At 60.8% G+C, this 24,078-nt stretch carries 27 protein-coding genes, 1 tRNA gene and 2 pseudogenes; 18 read left to right on the top strand and 12 right to left on the bottom strand.

The annotated features are described in order from the left end of the window. Positions 1-71 precede the first annotated feature (71 nt). The gene (locus tag HDG32_RS01280; protein ID WP_184062607.1) at positions 72-392 is read right to left on the bottom strand and encodes a DUF4148 domain-containing protein; all 321 of its coding nucleotides are present in this window, start codon (positions 390-392) and stop codon (positions 72-74) included. A gap of 224 nt (positions 393-616) precedes the next feature. Between HDG32_RS01280 and HDG32_RS01275 the strand changes: the two genes are divergently transcribed. From HDG32_RS01275 to HDG32_RS01260, 4 genes are all read left to right on the top strand, one after another. After that, complete coding sequence (locus HDG32_RS01275) at positions 617-1,027, top strand: putative quinol monooxygenase (RefSeq protein WP_311539118.1); 411 nt, start codon at positions 617-619, stop codon at positions 1,025-1,027. A gap of 290 nt (positions 1,028-1,317) precedes the next feature. Next, on the top strand, positions 1,318-2,010 hold the full coding sequence (locus tag HDG32_RS01270; RefSeq protein WP_184062605.1) for a TetR/AcrR family transcriptional regulator: 693 nt from the start codon (positions 1,318-1,320) through the stop codon (positions 2,008-2,010). A gap of 5 nt (positions 2,011-2,015) precedes the next feature. Further along, positions 2,016-2,966 (top strand): methyl-accepting chemotaxis protein, encoded by a 951-nt coding sequence (locus tag HDG32_RS01265; RefSeq protein ID WP_260335482.1) that lies wholly within the window; start codon positions 2,016-2,018, stop codon positions 2,964-2,966. A 210-nt stretch (positions 2,967-3,176) separates the two neighbouring features. Then, complete coding sequence (locus HDG32_RS01260) at positions 3,177-3,923, top strand: GntR family transcriptional regulator (RefSeq protein WP_184062603.1); 747 nt, start codon at positions 3,177-3,179, stop codon at positions 3,921-3,923. Between the two features lie 235 nt (positions 3,924-4,158). Here the strand turns inward: HDG32_RS01260 and HDG32_RS01255 are convergent, their stop codons facing one another. The 4 genes from HDG32_RS01255 to HDG32_RS01240 form a co-directional block, all read right to left on the bottom strand. After that, positions 4,159-4,545, bottom strand: a complete 387-nt coding sequence (locus tag HDG32_RS01255; protein WP_184059839.1) for a nuclear transport factor 2 family protein — start codon at positions 4,543-4,545, stop codon at positions 4,159-4,161. A 75-nt stretch (positions 4,546-4,620) separates the two neighbouring features. Continuing rightward, positions 4,621-5,967: an MFS transporter gene (locus HDG32_RS01250; protein ID WP_184062601.1), complete on the bottom strand. Its 1,347-nt coding sequence runs from the start codon at positions 5,965-5,967 to the stop codon at positions 4,621-4,623. Between the two features lie 90 nt (positions 5,968-6,057). Further along, positions 6,058-7,590, bottom strand: a complete 1,533-nt coding sequence (locus tag HDG32_RS01245; protein WP_184062599.1) for a bifunctional 3-(3-hydroxy-phenyl)propionate/3-hydroxycinnamic acid hydroxylase — start codon at positions 7,588-7,590, stop codon at positions 6,058-6,060. Positions 7,591-7,646: 56 nt separating this feature from the next. Next, a complete protein-coding gene (locus tag HDG32_RS01240; protein ID WP_184062597.1) occupies positions 7,647-8,498 on the bottom strand; it encodes a fumarylacetoacetate hydrolase family protein in 852 nt (283 codons plus the stop codon). 147 nt (positions 8,499-8,645) lie between these two features. On the opposite strand from HDG32_RS01240, the gene HDG32_RS01235 reads away from it, so the two are divergent. The 3 genes from HDG32_RS01235 to HDG32_RS01225 all read left to right on the top strand — a co-directional run bounded on the left by HDG32_RS01235 (position 8,646) and on the right by HDG32_RS01225 (position 11,504). Beyond that, positions 8,646-9,212: a VOC family protein gene (locus HDG32_RS01235; RefSeq protein WP_184059845.1), complete on the top strand. Its 567-nt coding sequence runs from the start codon at positions 8,646-8,648 to the stop codon at positions 9,210-9,212. 116 nt (positions 9,213-9,328) lie between these two features. Continuing rightward, entirely contained in the window at positions 9,329-10,141 is an 813-nt protein-coding gene (locus HDG32_RS01230; protein ID WP_090809648.1) for an IclR family transcriptional regulator, read from the top strand. Positions 10,142-10,442: 301 nt separating this feature from the next. Beyond that, the gene (locus HDG32_RS01225; RefSeq protein WP_184062595.1) at positions 10,443-11,504 is read left to right on the top strand and encodes an FUSC family protein; all 1,062 of its coding nucleotides are present in this window, start codon (positions 10,443-10,445) and stop codon (positions 11,502-11,504) included. Positions 11,505-11,553: 49 nt separating this feature from the next. On the opposite strand, the gene HDG32_RS01220 is transcribed toward HDG32_RS01225, so the two are convergent. Continuing rightward, on the bottom strand, positions 11,554-12,216 hold the full coding sequence (locus tag HDG32_RS01220; protein ID WP_184062593.1) for a TetR/AcrR family transcriptional regulator: 663 nt from the start codon (positions 12,214-12,216) through the stop codon (positions 11,554-11,556). Positions 12,217-12,351: 135 nt separating this feature from the next. Between HDG32_RS01220 and HDG32_RS01215 the strand changes: the two genes are divergently transcribed. The 6 genes and pseudogenes from HDG32_RS01215 to HDG32_RS36085 form a co-directional block, all read left to right on the top strand. Next, positions 12,352-13,644, top strand: coding sequence for an NAD(P)/FAD-dependent oxidoreductase (locus tag HDG32_RS01215; protein ID WP_184062591.1), 1,293 nt, complete (start codon positions 12,352-12,354; stop codon positions 13,642-13,644). Between the two features lie 83 nt (positions 13,645-13,727). Next, positions 13,728-13,871: a DUF3331 domain-containing protein gene (locus HDG32_RS37140; RefSeq protein WP_184062589.1), complete on the top strand. Its 144-nt coding sequence runs from the start codon at positions 13,728-13,730 to the stop codon at positions 13,869-13,871. A gap of 427 nt (positions 13,872-14,298) precedes the next feature. Then, positions 14,299-15,078 carry an acetoacetate decarboxylase gene (locus HDG32_RS01205; protein WP_184062587.1) on the top strand — a complete coding sequence of 260 codons (780 nt, stop codon included), beginning with the start codon at positions 14,299-14,301 and terminating at the stop codon, positions 15,076-15,078. Between the two features lie 28 nt (positions 15,079-15,106). Then, complete coding sequence (locus HDG32_RS01200) at positions 15,107-15,889, top strand: 3-hydroxybutyrate dehydrogenase (protein WP_184059855.1); 783 nt, start codon at positions 15,107-15,109, stop codon at positions 15,887-15,889. Positions 15,890-15,900: 11 nt separating this feature from the next. Beyond that, a pseudogene (locus HDG32_RS01195) lies at positions 15,901-17,194 on the top strand (patatin-like phospholipase family protein). 219 nt (positions 17,195-17,413) lie between these two features. After that, positions 17,414-17,527, top strand: a pseudogene (locus tag HDG32_RS36085) (cytochrome ubiquinol oxidase subunit II); the annotation flags it as partial. A gap of 341 nt (positions 17,528-17,868) precedes the next feature. Here the strand turns inward: HDG32_RS36085 and HDG32_RS01190 are convergent. The 5 genes from HDG32_RS01190 to HDG32_RS01170 all read right to left on the bottom strand — a co-directional run bounded on the left by HDG32_RS01190 (position 17,869) and on the right by HDG32_RS01170 (position 20,677). Next, on the bottom strand, positions 17,869-18,690 hold the full coding sequence (locus HDG32_RS01190; RefSeq protein WP_184062585.1) for a serine protease: 822 nt from the start codon (positions 18,688-18,690) through the stop codon (positions 17,869-17,871). Positions 18,691-18,824: 134 nt separating this feature from the next. Then, positions 18,825-18,900 (bottom strand) — tRNA-Lys (locus HDG32_RS01185). Between the two features lie 48 nt (positions 18,901-18,948). Then, on the bottom strand, positions 18,949-19,512 hold the full coding sequence (locus HDG32_RS01180; RefSeq protein WP_184063353.1) for an Hsp20/alpha crystallin family protein: 564 nt from the start codon (positions 19,510-19,512) through the stop codon (positions 18,949-18,951). 285 nt (positions 19,513-19,797) lie between these two features. Then, complete coding sequence (locus HDG32_RS01175) at positions 19,798-20,205, bottom strand: Hsp20/alpha crystallin family protein (RefSeq protein WP_184062583.1); 408 nt, start codon at positions 20,203-20,205, stop codon at positions 19,798-19,800. Positions 20,206-20,233: 28 nt separating this feature from the next. Beyond that, positions 20,234-20,677, bottom strand: a complete 444-nt coding sequence (locus HDG32_RS01170; protein ID WP_184063351.1) for an Hsp20/alpha crystallin family protein — start codon at positions 20,675-20,677, stop codon at positions 20,234-20,236. 245 nt (positions 20,678-20,922) lie between these two features. Between HDG32_RS01170 and HDG32_RS01165 the strand changes: the two genes are divergently transcribed. From HDG32_RS01165 to HDG32_RS01150, 5 genes are all read left to right on the top strand, one after another. Next, entirely contained in the window at positions 20,923-21,306 is a 384-nt protein-coding gene (locus HDG32_RS01165; RefSeq protein WP_090809669.1) for a hypothetical protein, read from the top strand. Between the two features lie 324 nt (positions 21,307-21,630). Beyond that, on the top strand, positions 21,631-21,912 hold the full coding sequence (locus HDG32_RS37135) for a 3-keto-5-aminohexanoate cleavage protein (RefSeq protein WP_409339996.1): 282 nt from the start codon (positions 21,631-21,633) through the stop codon (positions 21,910-21,912). A 13-nt stretch (positions 21,913-21,925) separates the two neighbouring features. Beyond that, positions 21,926-22,072, top strand: a complete 147-nt coding sequence (locus HDG32_RS37130; protein WP_409339995.1) for a 3-keto-5-aminohexanoate cleavage protein — start codon at positions 21,926-21,928, stop codon at positions 22,070-22,072. Positions 22,073-22,075: 3 nt separating this feature from the next. Next, a complete protein-coding gene (locus HDG32_RS01155; RefSeq protein WP_260335481.1) occupies positions 22,076-22,426 on the top strand; it encodes a 3-hydroxyacyl-CoA dehydrogenase NAD-binding domain-containing protein in 351 nt (116 codons plus the stop codon). Positions 22,427-22,957: 531 nt separating this feature from the next. Further along, the gene (locus HDG32_RS01150) at positions 22,958-23,269 is read left to right on the top strand and encodes a DUF4148 domain-containing protein (protein WP_184062581.1); all 312 of its coding nucleotides are present in this window, start codon (positions 22,958-22,960) and stop codon (positions 23,267-23,269) included. 163 nt (positions 23,270-23,432) lie between these two features. Here the strand turns inward: HDG32_RS01150 and HDG32_RS01145 are convergent, their stop codons facing one another. Then, entirely contained in the window at positions 23,433-24,011 is a 579-nt protein-coding gene (locus HDG32_RS01145) for a TetR/AcrR family transcriptional regulator (RefSeq protein ID WP_184062579.1), read from the bottom strand. Positions 24,012-24,078: the final 67 nt, after the last annotated feature.

Below are 24,078 nucleotides of genomic sequence, written 5' to 3'. Positions count from 1 at the left end.
CCTCTCGGTGAAGATCGCTTTAGGTGGAGAGTCAAGCGACGATTCACGGATGACATGCACATGAAGGTGCATCAGTGACCAAAGTAGATCGAGTGAGTACCTGCGGGCGTCGACGGCGCACCCGACTGCGAGGAGCCGTTCATTGACACTCCGCCGACTGCCATGCTGCCCGGCGTCGTGGCATCCTGCGCGTGAATACGCGCCTCCGCAGCCTGAATATCGGTTGGATAGTGCAAGTCATTGGCGCTCGGGCGATACCCGGCCTGTTCGACTTGCACCAGGTCCGCGCGCACTTCGGCGCGCGTCAGCGGCGCAGTGACGTCCTGTGCAAAGGAGACTGCGGGGACGACGAGCGCGCTTGCAACCAACGCTGCATAGATCAGAGACTTCATGGTGAATTACCTCTCAAGTTAATTGTGGTCAGCTTCAGGCATGATGAATGAAGCCTGGGGTCTCGCCGCGCCACCGCCGCGAGGATGAGTAAGCTCTATTGTCCGCAGATCAGGTGACGCGAGGCTGACCTCTGCATTACGCCGCTGCCATGTTCAGATAGGCAAGAGCGTGCTGAGCGTCGCGACGTAGTGACGGATCGAATCGCTGACGAGCCACGTCGGAAGTGCGGTCTGAACTCGATGAGGCTCTATCGGCAAACGTACGCAAACGCGGCTATGATTTCTCGCGGCGATCGGCGCCGAAACAGAAAAGGAGAAGTACCCGGATGATTCATGTCATTGCCACAATCACTGCACAGCCCGGTCAACGCGAAGCCGTGCTGGCACTTTTCAACAAGAACCGGCCGGCGGTGTTGGCCGAAGAGGGGTGCATCAGCTACGAGGCCGTCATCGACGTACCTGAGTTCGGGACGATTCAGACACCGCTCGGCAAGGACACGTTCGCTGTCATCGAGCGCTGGGAAAGCGCGGAAGCGTTGAGGGCGCACGGGGCCTCCGCGCATATGGCCGAATATGGACACGATACGCGCCCGTTGCTCGTGAGCCGCGTCATCAACGTACTTCAGGCTTGCTAAAGAGAGCGTTCGTGGCGGCCCGCCATCGGCTGGGCGGGATTCGGTGCCAATGCGGGCGCCGTCACGCCGACACCCATCACGATGCCTCCGTGGCAACGCGGACATGGACGAACATCCAGTTCCAGGTTAGTTGGCAGCAGCAAGGACGACGCTCGCTTCGCAACGGCTGAGATAATGCGAGGGTCACGCAGGGCAGCGCGGGACTGCCGCCCACACCCGGGGCGTATACTTTATCAAAACGTAAATCGTCATGTGATGATAACAGCTATGATCCGAGAGCGTAGGGAGCTATGAAGACCAAAGGGACTATCGAGAAGCCGAGCCGTGGAACCGGCGCCGACCGCGCGGCGGTCAAGCGGCCGATGAAAAAAGCGCCGCAGCGTTTGCCGCGCGCCGAGCGTCAGGCGCGCGTGCTGGAGAAGGCCGCGGAATATTTCGCGGAGCATGGTCTCGGCGCACAGACCCGCGCCATCGCGGAAGCCTGCGGCGTATCGCAACGCTTGTTATATAGCCTGTTCCCGAGCAAGGCCGCTTTGATTGATGAAGTCTACAAGCGGGAAGTCGTCGGAATCTTCGACGCAATCTGGTTCGTTCAATTGCAAGACCGAAGTGTGCCGATTGAAAGCCGACTCAACCGCTTTTATTGCGAGTACTATGATACGCTCCTGACGCGCCGCTGGCTGAGGCTCTTCCTTTATTCGTCGCTCGAGGGCCTGCACACCGCGCCGGCCTATACGAACGCGATCGTCAGCCATGCGCTCGAGATCATCGTCACGGAGACCGCGTATGAACTGGGTCTACGCATGCCCGCCGACCCGACTCAACTGGGCGAAGTGGGTTGGCTGTTACATGGCGCCGTGTCTCATCTGGCGATTCGCCGCCGCATCTATTCGAATGAAAACAGCATGCCCGCCGCAGCGGTGATTGCCATGCACGTGCGCGCCTTCCTGACGAGCCTGCCGAGCCTGCTGCCTGCGCTATAAACGCATTGCGAGTCGGCGCCGGGCGGCTCGCCGGTGTTATCGCTGCGATCGTCCGAGTCGTCTCCAGCGCAACTCGTCAGGTGACGATAAAATCCTGCGAAATTGAGCTGCGTTGCCGCGATGGCGCCGATGCAGTCGCCGACATGAGTCACGCGATTGCCGCCGGCAATGCCGATCTTGGCGCGCGCACCGAGCTCCAGGCCAGCGCGCTCGAGCAGGCCACCGGCGCACTCAAGGAATTCGACGCGAGCGTGGCCGCCAACGCTGCGAACGCGGGACACGCGGACGAGCTTGCCAGGCACGCCTCGGAAACGGCTGGGGAAGGCGGCATGGCGGTCGGCCGGGTGGTGGAGACGATGCATGGGATACGGGCGTCGTCGGCGCGCATCGCGGAGATCATCTCGGTCATCGACGGGATCGCGTTCCAGACCAACATCCTCGCGCTGAATGCGGCGGTCGAGGCCGCGCGGGCAGGTAGCCAGGGACGTGGTTTTGCCGTGGTGGCCGGCGAGGTCAGAGTCCTCGCGCAACGTAGCGCAGAAGCGGCGAAGGAAGTCAGGCAACTGATCGTGGCGAGCGACGCTCGCGTGAAAGACGGCGCTACCCAGGTCGATGACGCGGGCTCGACCATCACCGCGGTCGTGGGTTCGCCGGCGCGCGTCACGGGCATCATGAGCGAAATCCATGACGCGTGTCAGCAGCAAACGCTTCAGATCGGCGAGGTCCGCGAGATGATCGCAAGCCCGGAGCACAGCACGCAACAGAACGTCGCGCTCGTCCAGCAATCGGGCGCCGCCGTGGACGCCTTGAACCGGCAAGCACGAAACCTCCTTGGAGCGGTCAATCTTTTCTGCGTTGGGTCCGAACGCGGCTCGGAACTGAAATCGCCCAACCCACAGCAGCGCGATGCCACTGCGCGCAACCCGGCGCTTTCGCTCGCCAGCAGCTACTCGTGAGCGCATGGCGGCATAACCCGATTTTCAATTCAATCGAAATCGTCCGCGCTGCAGGCGCGCGGACATCGATACGTTTCTGTCGGCTGTAAAGGCGTATTTCGCTCGCGGCTGATGTCCGTGCGATGCTGGTTTTTTCATCGTGTGTTGACATGGCGCGTTCGGGTCGGACAATAATCTCAGCGCCGACACTCGCCAACTCAGGTTCCAAGCGTGAACGACATCACCGGCATTCCCCCCTCGCGGGCTGATCATGTCTATGTCAGCGTCCGCGAAGATATCTTCGATATGCGCCTGCTGCCCGGCGACCGCGTGACGGAAGGCAGCATCGCCGAGCGCTTCGGCGTGTCCCGTACGCCTGCGCGCGAGGCCTTGCAGCGCCTGCAAAGTGACGGCCTGATGCGCGGCTATGTGCGCGGTGGCTGGGAAGTCGTGCCGGTCGATTTCAAGCGCTTCGAAGACCTGTACGAAATGCGCAAGCTGATTGAAACCTTTGCGGTCTCGAAGCTTGCGAGTGCCGAAGGGGAGCTCTCCGAAGGCGTCGCACAGATGCTCGGTCAGCTTGAACAAATCTGGAAGATCCCGCTTGCTCACCGCCGGCGTGACGGCCGCGAGATGGTCGCGCTCGACGAAGCGTTTCATCACGCCCTCGTGCAGGCCGCCGATAACGCCGAGCTGACCAATGCGATGCAGCGCGTGACCGATCGCATCCGGGTCGTGCGGCGGCTCGATCTCGTGTATGGCGACTGCATCGACGAAACCTACGACGAACATGTCGCGATCCTCGATGCGATTCGTTGTCGCGAAACGGATCGTAGCGTTGCGTTGATCGCGCGCCATATCGAGGGTAGCCGCGTTGCGGTGCGCACCTTGACGGGCGAGCGCCTGCAACGCGCACGCACTGCAATGGGGCCGAATGCGGTCCCCTATGCACCACCCAGGTTGCGGGGCACCAAGTAGCGACATCGCCGCGCGTACCGAGCCGTGCGAAACCTATCTGGCGCGCATGAGCGGGCGACTCGCGTGCTGGCATGCTTCTCGCGTTAGTGATCGACGATGACTGAACATGACGGATGGCGCCGGATGGTCGAGAATCGACGGGTGCGCCTGACAGGCACGCAGCATAAGCTCGTGAACCTGTTCAGGATCGGTGTGCAGGCTTACCCCGAGATGGACGGCAAGATAGGGATCTGCGTCAATCCGGCAAGCGCCCAGAATGGAGATGCAGCAGTTTCCAGCCGCCCTCGCGTTTGACCCAGATTTCAGTTATGAGCGCGCGAATGTTGAGCTCAGATCCATCGGTCCTGCGCACCAGGGATTGCTCGAGATGGCCCGTCGTGATCACGGTGTCTGGCAGGAACCTATACGCGAGCGGTTGCGGACGCACGATTTGACGCACCTTGATCTTCTCGGTAAGGAAGGACAGATACTCCGACTTGCCGTGAACGTAGCCAGCTGAATGGACGAACGTCAGATCGTCGTCGAGTAGCGACGCGAGTTTGAGCAGGTCTCCAGCCACCGTGGCGTCGCAGCGCTGTTGTTCCAACGCCTCGACGGCGGCCTGAATGGACGCATCTTTCATCGTAAATCTCCCGAAAATACTGCATGGATACCTCTTGTGAGAGACGGTGCCGGCCGCGTCGTGGCTCGATTCGGCTCAACGCAACAGTTCGCCGCTCAGTCCATCTGTCTTCGAAGGCGACCCGGCCCGAGACTTTCCCGTCGGCAACCCATAGCTCGCAAGCAGCGCGACCGTGCATGCGGCGATGACATACCAGGCTGGCGCTGCCAAGGAGCCGGTCATGCGAATCAGCATGGTCGCCAGCAAGGGCGCAAAGCCGCTGAATACGACAACGGCCAGGTTATAAGCCAGCGCGATTCCGCTGAATCTGACCTGGACAGGGAATTGGTCGGCGAGCACCGACGCCCATGTCCCGCTTGCCAGTGAAAAAACCAGGCCGGCAAGCACAAACAGCACCACCGGATTGACGGTGTGACTCGCCAGCGCTTCATAGAACGGGTAGCTCAATGCGATCAGCAGCGCCGCTGACGCTCGAAGCAGGTACCGGCGTGGAATCTTGTCCCCGAGCCAGCCTGCGGCGAGGAGGCCGAGGGAACTGACGATCAGATAAGCGTTCTGGGCAATCGCCGCGGTCCGTGGTGCATAGTGCAGCTGCTGGACGAGGTAGGCGGGCATGTGGCCATAAAGTATGCCGTTGACGCCGGCCATCACGGCGATCGCCAATGCCCCCGTCGCGACCGCTTTGCCATGACGTCGCAAGGTCTCGCGAAACGGCTGTTTGACGACAGCTCCTTGCATCTTCTTGAACTCGGGCGACTCGTCCAGATTACGGCGCATCAGGTAGGAAGCGATCCCGCAAACGCCGCCGAAAAGAAACGCGATCCTCCAGCCATACGCCGCCGCGTCCGTGGCGGACAGGTAGGTCTGGATGCCGAGGTTGACGAATGTGGCCAGCAAAACACCCAGGTTCACCGCGCAGATAATAATGCCCGCGGCGAGCCCCGCCCGATGCGGCGCGGCTTCCACTGCATAGGTAATCGCGCCGGGCATTTCTCCGCCGACGCAAAAACCCTGAAGCATGCGCAGCAGGATCAACAGGATCGATGCGGTCATGCCCCAGCTTTGAAAGTTGGGCAGCAGACCAAGACAGATCGTCGCGGTCGTGACCACAATGATTGAGCCGAGAAACACTGGACGCCGGCCATACCGGTCGCCCCAGCTACTGAGCACAATTCCGCCGAGCGGTCGGATCACGTACCCGATTGCGAGCACGGAGAAAGTAGCCAGCATGCTGACCAGCGACGACGAGTTCGGGAAAAACTGGGCCGCGATGTTATGGGCAAAAAAGCCGTAGACGATGAAATCGTAAAACTCCAGCGAGCCGCCAAGGCTTGCGATGAGAATCATCTTCCACTGCGACCGGGACAAGCCGGATGGCTGTGAACGGTCGGCGCCGCCGACCGGGTTGTGGGATATTCCCATGACTCCTCCAATTTGATTATCGGATGCTTTGTCCGATGGTCTACGTGCGTCGACCGCGAGACATCTCGCGTGACAACGGGGGGTGCGGGCTCACATGGCCACAGCACCTTCGGTTTGCAAGCCGGGTACGGCGTGGTGCAGAAGGTTTTGCAAGGATTCACCGTCCTGCGCGACGCCGTACACATACCGGTCGGGGCGTACAAGCACCGCTGGAGCGTCGATCGACTCCAACCACTCGCGAACAGCCGCTCCATCGCTGGCCACAATCCCGACGCCCGCTTGCGCAGCGCTATTGGCGACGTCGGGGCATTCACGGAGCAATTCGGGTCGCGCAAGCAGCGCAAACCGATAGCCGACCACGTCGTCCACGAGGTGTCCGTCCGGCAGGCGGGGTTGCGGTGCAATATGCCCGGCCACGCCCGATGGTTCATCGATCCATGCGCCCGGGCCAAGCCTGGGTTGTGGGGTCACAAAATTGCGAATCGCTGCGCTCATTTCTTCATCACGGACTTCGGCCAGGTCTGACCTCGTCGTTTGAATGACTGAGCCGAGCTGTACCGCCGTTTCGATAAATAAGCGCACGTGCGGCGAGCGTTCGGATTCGTAGCTGTCGAGGAGGGTATCGGGCGCTTCGCCATGAATGACGGCACCAAGCTTCCACGCGAGATTCGACGCGTCGCGAATGCCGGCTCCCATCCCCTGGCCCATAAAGGGTGGCGTCTGATGTGCGGCATCGCCTGCAAGCAGCAGTCGGCCACGGCGCCAACCGTTCGCCACGACCGAGTGAAATGTATAGATGGCAGAACGTTCGAGGCGCGCATCGGCCGGAGAAATCCAGCGAGCGAGTTTGTCCCACAGCCATTCGGGGGACGTGAGTTGCGTCACGTCATCACCGGGCATCACCATGATTTCCCAGCGGCGCCGATTTCCGGGACCACGCGTGTAAGTGGTCGGGCGCGCCGGGTCGCAGTATTGGACCGAGTAGTCGCCAAGATCGGGCCGCGGTGCATCGAGCAATACGTCGACCACAACCCAGCGTTCATGCGATTTCAGATCGGTCAATTCGGTGCCCATGAAGCGTCGCGCAATCGAGCGCGCACCGTCGCAGCCGACTACATATCGCGCGGTGGTACGTCCAAGTTTGCCGCAGCACGTATCCTCGAAGCGCAACTGGACGCCATCGCTCGCCTCGTCAAGCGCGAACACTTCGTGGCGCAACCGGACGTCAACGCTCGATTGCTGCGCAAGACGCTCGCGTAACGCATTCTCGAGATCGGGCTGATGGAACTTGTAACTCGCACTCCACCCCTGTGGTCCGATACAGGTTGGCCGTTGCCAGTCGATCAGCAACTTGCCTTCCCCGTTCACGAATTTCATGCCGGGACCCACGAACAGCTTGGGTAGCAGCTTGTCGGTTAAACCGAGGGTTTGGAACACGCGCATGCATTCACCGTCGAAATGCACCGCGCGAGGAAGCGCGAAAATCTCCTTGTCTCGCTCCAGCACCAGCACCCGCAAGCCTTCGATTGCCAGCAGGTTCGCGAGCGTCGCCCCGGTGGGCCCGAGACCGATAACGGCCACGTCGTAGTCGCACGCGTGCGTCGAAATAGTTTTCTCTAACATGTCTTGTTCCGCCAGATAAGACGCCGAGCGCACACGAACGCGCCCGGCTACGACTTTTACGCTTCGTCGGCGATTGGATTGGACAGAACGCCGATCCGATCAACCTCCACTTCCGCCACGTCGCCGGCCTTCATGAACAGCGGCGGATTGCGCTTCGCGCCGACGCCGCCAGGCGTGCCGGTCACAATCACGTCTCCCGGAGAGAGCGGGGTGAACGTCGACAGGTAGGCAATCTGTTTGGCAATGCCGTGAATCAGCATCTGCGTCGTCGCGCGTTGTACTTCCTGTCCATTCAGGCGGGTGACGAGCGTCATCACCGCATTGGGTTCGATCTCGTCGCTCGTCACCATCCACGGTCCGAACGCGCCGGTGCGATAGAAATTTTTGCCCGGGCCCCACTGGCCCGTATGAAGCTGCCAGTCGCGCACGGAACCGTCGTTGTAGCAGGCGTAGCCAGCGATGTGATTCCACGCGTCGGCCTCGGCGATGCGTCGTCCACCGCGCCCGATGACGACGGCAATCTCACCCTCATAGTCGAACTTCTGCGACTCAGGCGGACGCAGCATCGGCTGGCCATGGCCAACCTGGGAAGCCGGCACCCGCATGAAGATGACCGGATGCTCGGTGGTTTCGCGGTTGGTTTCCTTGACGTGGTCTGCGTAGTTGAGTCCCACGCAAAAGATTTGTTCGGGGTTCGGGATCACAGGCAGCAGCGTGACTTCCGACAGCGGGTAGTCGCCCTGCCTGCCATCGGCGGCCTGCGCGGCCTCGCGGAATGCGTCGGCGGCAATCAGTGCCTTCAGATCGGCATAGCGGCCGCCAAGACGCTTGCCAAGGTCGAACACGGTTTCGTCGCGAACGATGCCGAACGACGAGCCAAGGTGGGTGGAGAAGCTGGCGAGTTTCATTGATGCTCCGGATAGATAAAAAGTAGATTGGATCAACGCCTAGATTTGTAAAAAACCCGTGCATTTATCTTATTGTGAGAATAGACTAAATTTAGCAAATGTCACAACGTGTTTTTTGTTGGGGTTTATCACTACTTGGAGACAAGCATGAACGGTATGAAGAAAGCGAGGGCAGGGCTGTCCCTCAGTCACATGGGCTTCTATGTGAGCGACATGGCGCGCGTGGAGGACTTTTATACGCGGGTGATGGAATTCACCGTGACGGATCGGGGTTCGCTGCAGACGCCGCACGGCGCTGTGCAGTTGGTATTCTTGAGCCGCGATCCCGCGGTGCATCACCAGATCGTGCTCGCGAGCGGCCGCCCCGAGCACCTGGCGTTCAATCCGATCAACCAGATTTCGTTCACAGCTGACAGCCTTGCCACGTTGAGGCGGTTTCATCGGCAGTTCATTGCGGAAGGCCTGCAGGAAATCAACCCCGTCACCCACGGCAATTCGGTTTCGATCTATGCGCGCGATCCCGAGGGCAACCGCCTCGAGCTCTACATCGACACGCCGTGGTACGTCGACCAGCCGATGCGGGTGCCGGTGGACTTCGGCTTGCCCGATGCTGAACTGATGGCGGCTGTCGAACGCCACGCAAGAACGCTATCGGGATTCAGGCCGCGAAGTGTCTGGCAAACCGAAATGGCCGAGCGCATGGGGCTTGCATAAGCGTGGCGCTGCGTGGCTCGCGTGCGACTGTTTCCGCGCGGTGGTCGTTGAAGGCGTCAATGGCGATCTTGCCAGTGGATATAATTCCGTTCACACACGGAGGCGCAGCGCAATAGATGTCGAGCATTACGAGACTTTTATCCATACTCGAGCTGTTTTCGGAGGCGAAGCCGTTCCTGTCCGTCGAAGACGTTGCCGCCGAACTCGATTGCTCAACTCCAACGGCTTATCGCTATGTACGCGAGCTCCTGGATGCTGGCTTGCTCATCCGGTTTGCAGGAGGAGACTATGGTCTCGGCCCTCGCATCATCAAGCTTGACTACCACCTGCGCATGTCGGATCCGCTGCTTGCGGTCGGGCAGCCGATCATGCGTGAGTTGAGTGAACACTCCGGCTTCGATGTGGTGATGTCGCGCTGGTACGGTAACGAACTCGTGGACACGCATCGTGAGACTCACGGCGCGGCGCTTGACCTCCGGTACGGCCGGGGCCGTCCTCGCCCCCTGTTTCTCGGCGCCGCTCCAAAAGCGATCCTGTCCACCTTTCCGAAGGCCAAGCTCGCGGTCCTGTTCGATCAGTATGCCGACGAGATCGCGCAAAGCGGCCTTGGGGCGACACTCGACGAGTTTCGCGCGTCGCTGCTCAAAATCCGGCGTGCCGGTTTTTATCTGTCGAGGGGCGAACTGGAAAGCAGCGTTTCTGCACTGGCGTCGCCGCTATTTACGGACGACTCCAGTGAAGCAGTCGGTTCGCTTGCGGTGATCGTGCCGACCCAGCGACTCGAATTTGCCAATCTGGACCGTCTTGTCGAATCGATCCGGGAGGCAGCGGCGCGAATCTCGCAGCGTACGCGTGCGTTGGTTGAAAGTCGGAGGACCGGAGCCATCACGTCGTCGCACACCGTTGCGCGAGGCAAGCGGTCCGCATGATGGCCGTCACGTGAACGTCATTCGATCGCGCTCGCGCACTTGAACCTCGGTGGGTTCGGGGGAAGCGGCACTTGCGACGAACGAACTGGTAGCACGAACGCGTAGACCGACGTCGTCAGGAGAGGGCCGTCTTGAAGCCGCGAAAAGGCGGTTGGTCACTTGCGACCCTGCGGGATGCGGCTCTGAAGTGTCGACAGACAAGACGTGCAATCCGGAGCGCCGTCGGAGCGAAAACTCGATCTCCGCCTTCGATTCAAATTTCATGACCCAATCACCTGGTCGCTTCACAAAACAATCCCAAATGAGAAGACCTTTCGTGCCGCCCCGCGTACTGAAAAGCCTGCTCGGCTTCAACGACGGCCCGTGGCGGTGGTCGGCCGGCGTCGGAGGGGGCGTCGCCATGGGCGTGCCTCTGAGCGCGTTCATGCTGGCCGGCCACCAGTCACTCGGGCTCATCGCTTCTCTCGGCGCCTTCACGGCTCTCTACGGCTCGACGCTGCGCCTGGGCGACCGGCTCCGGGCCTTGCCGTTCGTCGCGGCGGGGTTCGTGGCCGCCTCCACGCTGGGCGTACTGTGCGCGACGAATGCGTGGCTGACCATTGCCTGCCTCGTCGCCGTGGCTGCGCTCGCCAGCATCATTCTGCTCGGTGTCGGAATGGGGCCGCCCGGGCCGATGCAGTTCGTGCTGGTCGCCGGTGTCAGCGGTCATCTGGCCGCTTCCGCGCGTTTCAGCGGTTCGCCCCTTGGCGTCTTTATGATCCCCTCTCTGGTCGCGCTCGGCGCGCTCAGTGCGTACTTGCTCGTGATCGCACCCCTCGCGCTGCCGCTTGTGCACCAGCGCAAGGGCGAAGCGCCCAGCTTGCGCATGCGGTTTCCTCCCAGCTTGCTCGACGGGGAAAAGGCCACGATCGCCGCGAGGGTGATCGTTGCGGTTGCCAGCGCCGGCTTGCTGAGCCTGTCTTTTGGGGAGCACCGTGCCTACTGGACGGTTATGGTCGCGGGTGCGGTGCTGCAGGGCAGCCACGTCTCGCGCTCAAGTGCCATTCGGGCCGTGCACCGCGTTGTGGGCACGGTCTTGGGCGCGGCTGTCTTTGGCTTGATCCAGCTCGTCGACCCGAAAGGCCTCTGGCTCGTCGGGGTCCTCGCGCTGCTCCAGTTCGCGATCGAAGTCGTGGCCGCGCGGCACTACGCCCTGGCCCTGACCTTCATTACCCCAACCGCGTTGACCATCTCAGCGGTGGGCGGGACGAGCGCTCCCCTCGCCCTCGTCGGCGAGCGGATCGTGGACACGTTCCTTGGGGCGGTCATCGCCATGGTAGTTCTCTTGGGCAGCGAATGCGTCAGGGGACGACGCGCACGATAAGCAGGTGGAGGATTCTGGGCTTGTCGCGAAGCGCATTGGGTCTTGCTGATTACTTTCTGATCATGTTCAGCGCCGTGTCCCGCACCGCGCGCTTGAACCTGGTCTGATCTTCAGGAAGTGACGAGAAAGCCCGAAGCATATGGTGGTAAGCCACGGTATTGCTGATGGCGTTCATCAGCATGGAAAACATGACTTCGGGGTGGTGCGGTTTCAATTCCTTCGCCCTCGATGCATCTTCGAGCAAAGGCACGAACACGTCGTGATAGGGGCGCACCAGACGCCCGATGAGTATGTTGAAGCGCTCGCCTTCTTCGGTCGCGGCAGTCGAAAAAAACATACCAAGGTCGGGTTCGTCGAAAACCTGATCGATGAAAAGAACCACTGCGTGTTCGACACGCTCACGCGCACCTAGCGTGGCCGAGCGCAACCTGGCTGTGGCGTCGATCATTGGCGCAGCGTGATCCGCGATCTGCTCTACCACCGCAACCCATAGCGCTTCTTTCGACCCGAAATGATGCGCGATCAGCGCCGGGTCGACACCCGCGTCGCGCGCGATTTCCCGCACACTGGTAGCGTCGAATCCACGCTTTGCGAAGGTGTGCCGGGCCTTTCGCAGGAGGACGTCGGCACCGACGGAAGCACTGTACGCGGGTCGTCCGCGGGTACGCTTTTTCTCGATCAGCTTGGCAGGTCCTGACTTTACGTCGTTCATTTGGGTGTGAGTTGTGGATCGTCAATTCAGCCGAAGTTTAACTGACGGCGCGTGAGACGCTGAGGAGGGCCACGGTTTGACGGAGCTCGTGCTTTGGGCTACGATGTGATTTATTCATCATGCGTTGAATTTATTATGTCGCAACCAATACGGATTGTCATCGTTGGCGGCGGGATTGCGGGAATTTTGCTGGCTACCCGACTCGGCGACCTGTTAGGGCGCAGCGGCCGGGCCAGCGTCACGCTGATCGACAGCAGCCCGACGCACATATGGAAGCCGATGCTGCACACCATTGCAGCCGGCACGCGCGATGTTCAGCAGCAGCAGGTGATCTACCTCGCCCATGCCCGCGATCACGGCTTCACCTATCAGCCCGGCGCAATGCACGGACTCGATCGAAGCCGGCGGCTGGTCCAGCTCGACGAGCTCAGGACGCCGGAAGGTGAAGTAGTGCTCGGTCCGCGAACAGTCGGGTACGACGTGCTTGTGCTGTCGCTGGGTAGCCGGGCGAACGATTTCGGCGTGCCGGGCGTGAAAGAGCACTGCCATTTCATCGACAGTCAAAAACAGGCCGAAGCGTTCAACGCCGCGTTGCGAGCGCGCGTATTTCGAAGCGTCGCGAAGGACGAACCACTGCGTGTGGCGATCGTCGGCGCGGGTGCAACGGGTGTTGAGCTGTCCGCTGAACTGAGCCGCTTGCTTGACGTTGCGTCGAGTTACGGAGACCCGACTGTGCGAGAGCGGCTGAGTCTGACGCTGCTCGAAAGCGGCCCGCGCGTGCTCGGGGCGTTTGCGCCGGAGATATCGGCATCGAGCCAGTCGCAGCTCGAGCATATCGGTTTTCGCGTGCTGACTTCGACGCGCGTTACCGCGGCAGAGGCGAATGGTTTTCGCCACGGCGACGGCACGCTTGCCGAGGCCGATCTGATGGTCTGGGCAGCGGGCGTCAAGGCGCCGGATTTCATGAACAATCTCGACGGACTCGAAACGAACCGGTCCAACCAGATCGTCGTCGGAGCGAGTCTGCAGTCTTCGCGTGACGATCACGTGTTCGCGCTTGGCGATTGCGCAAGCCTGACTCTTGCCGGTCACGAACGGCAACTTGCACCGACCGCGCAGGTCGCCACGCAGCAGGCCGAGCATCTCGCGCGTCACCTTCCGGGGTGGCTTGCAGGCAAGCCACTTGCCCATTTCCGTTTCCGCGATTTCGGTTCGCTCGTCTCGCTGAGCGACTACAACGCGTTCGGCACGCTTGGGCGCTTCGGACTCTTTCGTGGCGGTTTCGTGCGCGGACGTTTCGCTCAACTGAGTCACGCCATGCTCTACCGGCGCCATCAGCAGGCTCTCCATGGCTTTCGAAAGGCGACGCTGCTGTGGACAGCGGAACAGATCAACGGTCTCGTCCAACCGAAGATCCGCCTGACCTGAAAGTGGCGCCGAACCCTTTGCAGACCCTGTCGGTTTCCCGGTGCGATTCGTGCGGCGGTCGCTGTGATTACCAGCCCTGACGGGTGTTCATCGCGAAGGGGCCGGGCACGTGCGTGTTGAGCGGTCATCCGATTGAGGCGGGCGACGCCGTGTACTCTCCCAGAGCAGGCGATCCGCCGCCGCGAAACGCAGGCGCAATGATGGTCGCGGCTTCCGTTAATGTCTAACTGTGACTTTGCGCGCGTTTATATTCTCGGAGACGCGGTTTCGAATCGACATGCCTGAAGCAAGCGAGGCATCGGGGACGAAACAATGAGCCATGTGGCAATTAATACGTATGCCTATATGTGCGACATTGCCTATCACGAAGCGACATCGCTACACGCGGCGTTTCGCCGATGAGAAGCTGACGCGTACAAGGATCGAACCAATTGTTGCGGTGAGGGGGACAATGTTTTGCGACCAGCAAGGACCCCGATGCATGGACCAAGGCGCTACTATTGCCCGTGCTCTGTACAACGATGCAAAGCACAGGGCCACTCGAATCCGACACGCTGTGATAAGACAGAGGCGCGGTGTGCAGCACAGCACCTCTGGTGCGCATGCGTGGCTTTAAAGACGCGACGTCATTTGACGTCACTACTGGAGAGATAGTTGAAAATCGAACAAATCCGCAAAGATGCTTTTGCGATGCCCGTCCACAATCCTTCCTACCCCCGCCCGCCGTTTCGCTTCCTTAATCGTGAGTACTTCATCATTTCGTACGAGACCGACATGGACGCATTGCGCGCCGTGGTCCCGGAACCACTGACAGTCGCAAGCCCCCTCGTGCATTACGAATTCATTCGCATGCCAGACTCGTCGGGATTCGGCGATTATACGGAAAGCGGCCAGGTTATCTCGGTGAGAGATGAAACCGGAACGACAGGCAGCTACACGCATGCGATGTACCTCGACGACGAAGGCCCGATTGCCGGCGGTCGTGAGATTTGGGGCTTCCCCAAGAAGCTGGCGAGTCCGAAATTGCGCGTTGACGGCAACGACACGCTGCTTGGAACGCTCGACTATGGCACCCAGCCCATTGCCACGGGCACGATGGGCTACAAGTACGAGCCACTTGACCTCGAGGTCGAGCGCAAGAAGCTGGCGGACACGCCGAACTATCTACTGAAAGTCATTCCGCACGTTGACGGCTCGGCCCGCATCTGCGAGCTCGTGCGTTACTTCCTGCGGGATGTCACCGTGCTCGGCGCGTGGGGCGGTCCGGCCGCGCTTGAGCTGCACCCGCATGCCTTGGCTCCCGTGGCGGATTTGCCGGTGCGCAAAATCGTCGGCGCGCGGCACGTCATCGCCAATCTCACGCTTGACATCGGGGAGGTAGCTTTCGACTACCTCGCCGAGACGCCGGCACTCAAGCTTGCCGCGAATCAGTAAACACCCTCTGACAGATCAAGGAAAAGGCATGTCCGTAACAGATAAGGTCGCGCTCGTGACGGGTGCTGCAAGTGGTATCGGTGAACAGTGCGCACGCAAGCTCGCGGCGCTCGGCGCGTCGGTGGTAATCGCGGACCTGAACCTCAAGGCTGCTGAGAGCGTGGCCGAGAGCATCCGCAAGGAGGGTGGCAAAGCGCTGCCTGTATCAATGGACGTGACGAGCGAAGAAGCGGTCAACGCCGGCATCCAGCAGGCTGTCGACAGGCTTGGCAGCATCGATGTGCTGGTCTCGAACGCGGGCATCCAGATTGTCAACCCGATTGAAGATTATGCTTTCTCCGACTGGAAAAAAATGCTCGCAATCCATCTGGACGGCGCGTTCCTCACGACCAAAGCTGCTGTCAGGCACATGTACGCTGCGGGCAACGGTGGGTCGATTATCTATATGGGCTCGGTCCACTCGCACGAAGCGTCGAAGCTGAAGGCTGCCTACGTGACGGCCAAGCATGGACTGCTCGGTCTCGCACGCGTGGTAGCCAAGGAAGGTGGTTCGCGCGGTGTACGGGCCAATGTCGTGTGTCCGGGGTTCGTGCGCACGCCGCTTGTCGACAGGCAGATTCCGGAGCAGGCGATAGCGTTGGGCATTTCGGAAGCAGACGTCGTCAAGAACGTGATGTTGAAGGAAACGGTCGACGGCGAATTCACGACGGTGGAAGACGTCGCCAACACCGTGGCATTCCTCGCCGGCTTCGAATCGTCCGCATTGACGGGCCAGTCCATTATCGTCAGCCACGGCTGGTCGATGCACTAAGGAGCCGCCCAGTGCGTCAAGATCAAGAAACATCAGGCACACCTCGCAAGACTTTCAAGCTTCCGGCCTATGACGAGGTCGCTCTCGTGCTACAGGGTGGCGGCGCGCTGGGCTCCTATCAGGCCGGCGTCTACGAAGGCCTCGAGGAAGTTGGCATTCATCCGGACTGGATTTCCGGCATCTCCATCGGCGCGCTTAACACAGCCATCATCGCGGGCAACGCTCCGGGCAAGCGTACCGAGGCATTGCATGGATTCTGGAACACCATCTGCCAGCCGGCGGACATGCTTGGGAACCTTGGCGCGTGGCTACCCCGCGCCGCGGGCATGCACGACCTGTCGCGCAAGTGGTCGAGCTGCTGGGCGGCAGGCCGCGCACTCACCGAAGGGCAGCGAGGCTTTTTCTCGCCGCGCCTTCCGGTGCCCATCCCAGGGATGGGCAAGCGCTCGCCAGAAGAAGTGAGCTTTTACGATACCACCGCGCTTCGGGCGACCCTTCTGCAATTCGCCGATTTCGACAGAATCAACGACGGCGATATTCGCGTCTCCGTCGGCGCGGTCAACGTGCGCACGGGTAACCTGGTCTACTTCGACAACACGCAGATGCGCCTTTCGCCGGAGCACTTCATGGCCTCGGGTGCGCTCCCTCCGGGCTTTCCTGCCGTCGAGATTGATGGCGAATATTACTGGGACGGCGGTCTGGTGTCGAACACGCCATTGACCGAGGTTGTAAGCGACCCGCAGCACAAGGACACCCTGGTCTTCCAGGTTGACCTCTGGAGTTCGAGCGGCGGCCTCCCGGGCGACATGCTGGATGTGTCCGAGCGCGCCAAGGACATCCAGTATTCCAGCCGGACCCGCGCTATCACCGCGATGCTCGGGTCGACCCAGCGTCATGCACAGCTCATCAAGGAGCTACTGAAGCATGTGCCGCCGGGCCTGGAGAAGCAGCATCCGCTCATCCGGGAGGCACGGGAAGTTGCCGATGGCAGTACGGTCAATGTTGTGCACCTCATATACAAGAACAAGGCGTATGAGGGGCACTATAAGGATTACGAATTCAGCATCGACACGATGCTGGTTTGCGATACCGAATCACGATTCGGGATTCGTGACGCACGACGTGCATCGTCCCGGGGGCGCGCCTCACGCGGCGCGACTGGAGGGTGCTACCAAGCCAGCGCATTACTCGCGCAGGCGCCATAAAGCGGGCGTCGCGCAACCACATCTCGAAGTGGCAGCGCCGAAGTCCGCCCCACTTGGGGAAACCACGAAGGAAGCTGTGCAGGATGCGACAGGCCGCTAGCCATCGTGGGGCCGGCCGGGTTCAGTTTGGCCGGTCCCTTTCCACGCCAGCCAAAGGGGCGCTGCCGCAGGTGAGTTCGTCCGCCTGTGGTGTTACCGGCAACCAAGGTACATGACATGCAGAATCCCAGGTTTATGTAGAAGAAATCCCTGTATCGGGTCAAGTGCGCACGGTCAATCTGATACCGTCAAACGGTTTTGCGTTGCCGCAGGCCGCGTTATGCCGCTCGGCGCATTCGGCCTGCTCGGCGGATGCAGCATGACTTCATTCAATCCCAAGGGCGACATCGGTGCACAGGAGAAGCGTCTGATCCTGCTTGCGTTGGGTCTGATGCCTTCGAAGAGGTTCATCGAAAAACCGACATCACATACAACGCGGCGACGCTTGAAACGATCCTAACCGACAGGGAGGTCACTTCATGGAAAAAGTCCAACGATGAATCGCCCGACTAGCATCGATGGTTGTGGGGCGTCACATGGCCGATGCGCAGCATTGTCAGGTCAAACGGGCGCAGTAAGCTCCGGCCCGCTCGAGATGCGCTGGCATCGATTGCTGTCGAATTACCTAGGAACGGCAGCCACACTCCGCGCTAGCGCTGAAGCGATCCCAAAAAGCGTCTAAGACGTCAAACGGACAGGCTGTTTTGATCGAGGGCCGCCTTGTACAAAGAGACATTACTCGTAAGGAACAATGCCTAACTCAACGAGGCGAGCCAATTTGACGGTTTGGGGTGGGGTAGAAGCATCGAACGTCACCCCTTCTATGTCTAGCTGAAGCAACGGCGACACCATTGAGACAAATGACACGTCGGGGCTGTCAGGAAAAGCAGTGCTGTTAATTCCGCATACGCGCCCGGATCGTAGGTCAAACACAGGCCCTCCGCTTGCTCCTCCATGCATATGCATTGACGTCCGAAAACAAGGCCCCGGCATCATGACTCGATCACGCCCGTGCGGGTAGCATTCGACCACCGTGCCTTCGTAAAAAAGTGGATACAAATGCGCCTTGTGCCAATCGTCTGCTATGCGCTCCGTCGTCGCGTTCGGGTACGCGTACGTGGCGATTTTGTCGCCGATTGATGCTTCTGACGCGCTCAGCACCACCGAGTCGCTCCATAAATTCTCCCGCGTCGTCCGATGCTGCATCGGGGCGGCCATTCCGACCGCGACGTCCGAGGAGTCATGTAGAACGGCTCTAATGATTGGACGTACTTGCACCGTTTGAGTCAGGGGAAATCGATGAACGATGCTCAACGGTATGGTTGGCTGACCGCGTTTATCCAAGCATTCCTTAAGTACATGCTTGGCGGTGGCAAACAGCCCATAGTGGCAAATGTAAAAGCCCGTTCCGATGACTGTCAAGTCGCCGTAAGGCGGGTCCGGTTGACGGATGATTGCGAAGATCGCCGAAGATGGATCGACCTTGCTTCCGGTGCTTGACCGCACATCGAAGCCATCTTTGGGAGACGCCCCGACCTTGGCTATTTCCCGCTCCATAGAGCCCCCCTTGAGATCGCAAGAGGTTCAATCATACTCGGCGAATTAAGCCAAATCGCGGGCCGCCACAACAATGCCGTTGACAGTCGGAAAAGAAAAAGGGCCTAGCGCGAACGCTAAGCCCTTGAATCTTTTGGTAGGCCGTACTGGATTCGAACCAGTGACCAACGGATTAAAAGTCCGCTGCTCTACCAGCTGAGCTAACGGCCCGGCTCGCCCGATGTCCGCCGCGACCAGGGCACTTCTTGCCTGGTTGCCCTAGCCGATATCGATCGTGCGGCTAGTGGATCGCGCCGGCTCCGATTTTGGCACGGTCAACGTGAGCACACCGTTATCAAATTTTGCCAATGCGTGATCGGGGTCGGCGTTTTCCGGCATCGGAATCGTGCGCATGAAGCTTCCATAGGCGCGCTCGAGCCGGTAGCAGCCGTCTTCCTCGCTGCGTACGTCCTGTTTCTTTTCGCCGCGCAACACGATCGCCCCGTCCTCGACGCTCACACTCAGGTCTTCGCGCTCCATCCCGGGCAGCTCGGCGGTCACGCGCAACACCTTCCCTTCGTCGACCATGTCGATGCGCGGCTGGAAGCGCGATGAACTGAAGTCGCCAAACCATCGTTCGAGCGCGCCGCGACCTGCAAACGGGTCATGGAAGAACTCTTCCAAAGCACGCCACGGTTCGCGTGCGAACAGCCGCGGAATGTCAGGCCACGGGGCACGCCACTGTTCGTTCGCCGGGGGGCTTTCCGGGCTGTCCGCATCGGACTTGCGGGCCGCCCCGCGTAGGAACTTGAAGGGATTCCACTTTTTCGGATCCGTATTCATCGTATCCTCCTCTACAGTCTGGCCGGAGAACCGGATTCCTGTCATTGCGCTGAAGTCGCGACTCTGCCCTCGACATTCCGGACTGCATCTGCGGAACGCCGCCACGGCCGCCTCGCGATCCGCGGCGCGTCCTGAGCTCACGTACCGGCACCGCGCCGTATGCTGAGCGTGCGTCCGCGCCAGCATTCATGTACGACGTCCGCATCCAGGCCTCCGCAGTCAGTAGGTGGCGGCCAGACGACCGCCACCGGTTTTCTCCCTGTCGTTGCTGTCCACCTGCCGACTTCAGTCCGTCCGCACCTCGATCCGGCGCGGCCGGGCTTCGTCGCGGCGCGGTATCGTCAGTTTCAGCACGCCGTCTTTCAGGTTCGCATCGATTTTCGTTGCGTCGAAGTCAGCCCCGAGAGCGAACGCCCGCGCGAAATGCGGCTGGCGGATCTCCGCATGTTGCAGGCGCAGCCCCGCCGGCGTGGGCACCACCGCCTCGGCCTCGATGTACAGGTTGCCATCGTGTACCTTCACATCAAGGCGGTCCTTTGTAACGCCGGGCAGATCGGCCCACAGGGTGATGCCCTGGCTGTCCTCGAAGATGTCTACGGGCGGCGTTAGCGTGATCCGGCGTTGCGACTGCTCGTCTTCGCGACGGGCCACCGCTGTTTCGTCTTTCCTGGCAAGTTCTGTCGTGTCGTTCATGATGTCCTCCTCAGTTCTGCGACGGGTTTCATTGGACGGTAATGGCCCGCGGCTTCGACGTCTCCCGCTTGCCGATGCTCACGGTCAGGCAACCATTGGTGTACTGCGCCGTGACCTTGCCGGGGTCCGCATGCTGCGGCAGTTCAATGACGCGCCGGAAGGTGCCGACGAACCGCTCCTGCGCATAAGTACGCACGTCGTCGCCGGCCGCTTCCGGCTGTCCCGTCTGGCGCTCGCCGCTGATGGTCAGCAGCCCTTTGTCGATGGATACGTCGAGATGCGCCGGATCGATACCGGGCGCGAACGCGACGATCTCGATAGAGTCGTCGGTCGAACCGATGTTGACCTGCGGGAAGGCGCCCAGGCGCCCCGAGCGGATGCTGGACGGGAAACCGCCGAAGAGACTCGCCATCTGCCGTTGCAGACGGTCGAACTCGCTGAAAAGGTCGGTCCCGAAGTAGAGATCACTCATGATCGTTTCCTCCTTGGATGCAGCAGGGAAACGAACCGGCATACGCGCTCCAGTCCGTCTGCCATGCTGCGGCAAACAAATCGAAACACGCAGCGCGCCGCAATGCCGGCGCGACTGCCTGAGCGATATCTAAGATAGGATTGGAAACAGAAATTTCAAGTGGGTCATGGCGACTTTTTGTTCTTGAATTTGGATTGCCACACCCCTACGTTCACGACACCCATGCAACACCATGCGAGGACACCATGGAATTCGAATACGATTGGCTCACTCTTGGGCGTCACCGTATCCGGTTGCGCTCAACAAAGGGGTTCCCGACCGAGACGATGCGCACGGCGGTCGAAGTCATCCGGCTGGCGATCGACAGCAACATGAGCGCCCGGGCGCGGCTGGTTGAAGTGGTGTTCCGGCAGGAGTCCGCTTACGAGATTGCTGTCGGCACCACGTTCGCCGACGACCGGCTATGCGCGCCCCAGCTGGAAGCGGCGATCGCGACGGTGCTGGGCCTGCAGCCCGCGCAGATCACTATTTTCGTGACCGTGGTCACCCAGGAAGAGGTCGATCTGCACTTTGGTGTCTACGAAAGGATGCTGGCCGAAAAGCTCGGCGTGGTGCCGCTGATCCAGTGACGTCGCGGCAGGCAAGGAGCGGGGGATCGGCAAGGGGCGAACTGCGCGCCTGCCGGTGCGGACGGCGGCGGCGCCTTTGCTGCAATGCAATGAGGAGTATCCGACCGGATTCGGCCGCCCTCATTGCGGAGCATCCTGCAGCCGGATGCGGGAGGGTCTCGAAGAGCGTGTCATATCCCTGATAGCGCATTCGAACGCAGATTGTTCGCCGCCTGGATTCGATCAATCGGCTTCCGGAACGGCGCGACACAACTGATAAGACGCCCGCATGCGTCAAAATAATGGCGATTGTCGACGATGTAGCCTACGTCGTCGAGGGTCCCCTTGTGGGCGGTCAGCCTCGCCGACATCGTCCAGGATGTTCAGCGCGCCATCAACGAGGGGCTCGACGACGCGCCGCACTTTATCAATATCGTGATCGGCGCCAATGCGTTCCGGGGCGCGTTGCCCTGCACGCCCCGGCTGTTGCAGACGATGATCGATCATCTGCCCCGCAACGCCGTCTTCAACGTCAGCGCTATCGGCGCCGCGCAGTTGCCTGCCGCGATGAACTCGCTGTTGCTGGGAGAGGACGTGCGCGTCGGACTCGAAGACAACTTCTACTAACAGACAAGGTCAGTTGGCCACCAATGTTCACCTGGTCGAGCGGCTTGTTCGCCTGGTCCGCGAGACGGGTTACGAGCCGGCCACGCCGGCTGAAGCACGGAAGATCATTGGGCTGCGGCCGTTGCGCGAAACAATCCACGCTGCCTGCCAGGAGGGCTAACCGATGACAACGCGAGCCGTCAACGTCGCCGTCGTCGGCACTGATGTCATTGGCGCGGGTTGGGTGACACACTTCCTGGCTCATGGTTTCGCCGTCACGGCGACCGATCCCAGCCAGGGGGCCGCGTCGCGCCTGCGCAACTGGATCGACGATAGTTGGCCTGTAGTGGAGAGGCGCGGGCTTGCAGACGGCGCCTCGCGGGACCAGTTGACGTTCACGCCTGACGTGGGCTCGGCGGTGCGCAACGCCGATTTCATTCAAGCAAGCGGCCCTGAGCGTCTGGATATCAAACACGCGTTGATCGTGAGCATCGAATCGGTGGCAAGGGCAGAGGCGATCATCGCATCGTCGTAGTCGGGGCTGGCGATCAGCGACATTCAAGCAGGCGCGAAGCACCCGGAACGAATCGTCCTGGGACTGGATGCAGATATCGTTGGCACACATTGAATCTGCCACTATTGCGGCAGAAAAGATGCTACTCGTTGCGCGGTATGGCCGTTCCACTTTGATACCTGCCGTTTGAACCGCGACGACTTGACCGTCGGCAACGCGTCGAAAAGAGCGACTCTCGAGGACCGAGACTGCGCCGATGCGAACCTCGCGCGATCCTGTTCGCGGCGCGCCTCGCTGACCAACCTCCGCGGTAGCCGGGAGGAACGATGCTTGCTGCTCCCGCGGCGGATCAACCGAAGGAGCGTGATAGGGCCGAAGGGCACAAACCGGGCGAGAAGGTTCAGACGTGTGGCATCTGCAAGGTGGTGAGAAAAGGTGACGCCGGTTCCGGCTTCGAAGTGACATGCGTCGAAGGCGGGCATTTTCACCCGCAGCGGCAACGGTGCGCACTACGAGCTGGTTCACGGCGCGGCGCAGGGAAGGAGACGTACTATGAGAAATCGGCCTGGAACACAGTCAATACTTCCCGCTCTGGTGATTTTGCTCACCGGCTGTGTCGCTGGTGGCATGCCGTATACCGGGTCGCACCTCACTCCGACAGAGTGCCGCGACCTGGCGGCGCTCAAGACAAACGCGCCCCCTACGATGGCGCAGCACCAAAGCGAACTCGCTGCCTTGAGGAAAGCGGGCTACGACCCGTCACCGTGGTTTGATGATCCGTATTACCCGGATGATCTACAAGCGGCACAGCGCCTGGTCGACTATTGGTTCCAAACGGAGTGCCAGCACCTTCAACCCGGCTGAGATAGAGAGATCGAGGACTGACCCGGATGTCTCCGCCGCCAGAAGCGGCCGATCGATCAAGTGCGGTAATGGCCATTCGAGTGTCGGCTCCAGTCAGCTTTCCGCCGTCTGGTTCGAATCCCCGGGGCTTTCCTGGTAGGAAAGTATGCGTCGGCGATCTGATTCAACACGTTGCCTTCTCGACATCGTTGCTCGACCGGTTTGTCAGGATGGCGCTCGTAATAATGTGAAAGAGATGATCCCCGCGTGGCGCGAATCCGGGTTGGCCGTCGAGCCAGCCGAGCGCCGACATCAGGGCGAACAGGTCGACCCCATCCATATCGGCGCGCGCCGTTCCCTCGGCCTGAGCACGGCGCAGTAGTCGCGCGCCCGCTGAACGCAGCGCTGTGCTCGAAGCGTGAAGCGCGGAGTCAGGGTCCGCGTGCGCGGTCGCGAACAAGGCGCAAATGCCGCTATAGCTACGAACGAATGCAACCCCTTCGCGAAACCAGGACACCAGCGCTTCGTCAGGCGGATTCGACGCTTCTAGTTTGGCTGCCTGCTGTATCAGTTCGTCCACGTTCATACGCAGCAACGCTTCGAACAAGGCTTCTCGTGTCGGGAAATGGCGAAACAGTGTGGCCAACCCGACGTCGGCCCGGCGGGCGATATCTCGCATGGACGCATCGGCGCCATGCTCGGTGACGACGTCACGCGCAACCGCAAGTAGATGGCTGTAATTTTTTCTGGCGTCGGCTCGCATAAATCGTCTTGACAATCGGATCGGTGATCCGTATAAAATGAAGCTGTATCTGGATCAGTGATCCACA

Origin of the sequence: Paraburkholderia sp. CI2 (assembly GCF_014201055.1) — a bacterium.
GTDB lineage: Bacteria > Pseudomonadota > Gammaproteobacteria > Burkholderiales > Burkholderiaceae > Paraburkholderia > Paraburkholderia tuberum.
This window is presented reverse-complemented; position numbering and strand designations above follow the sequence as displayed.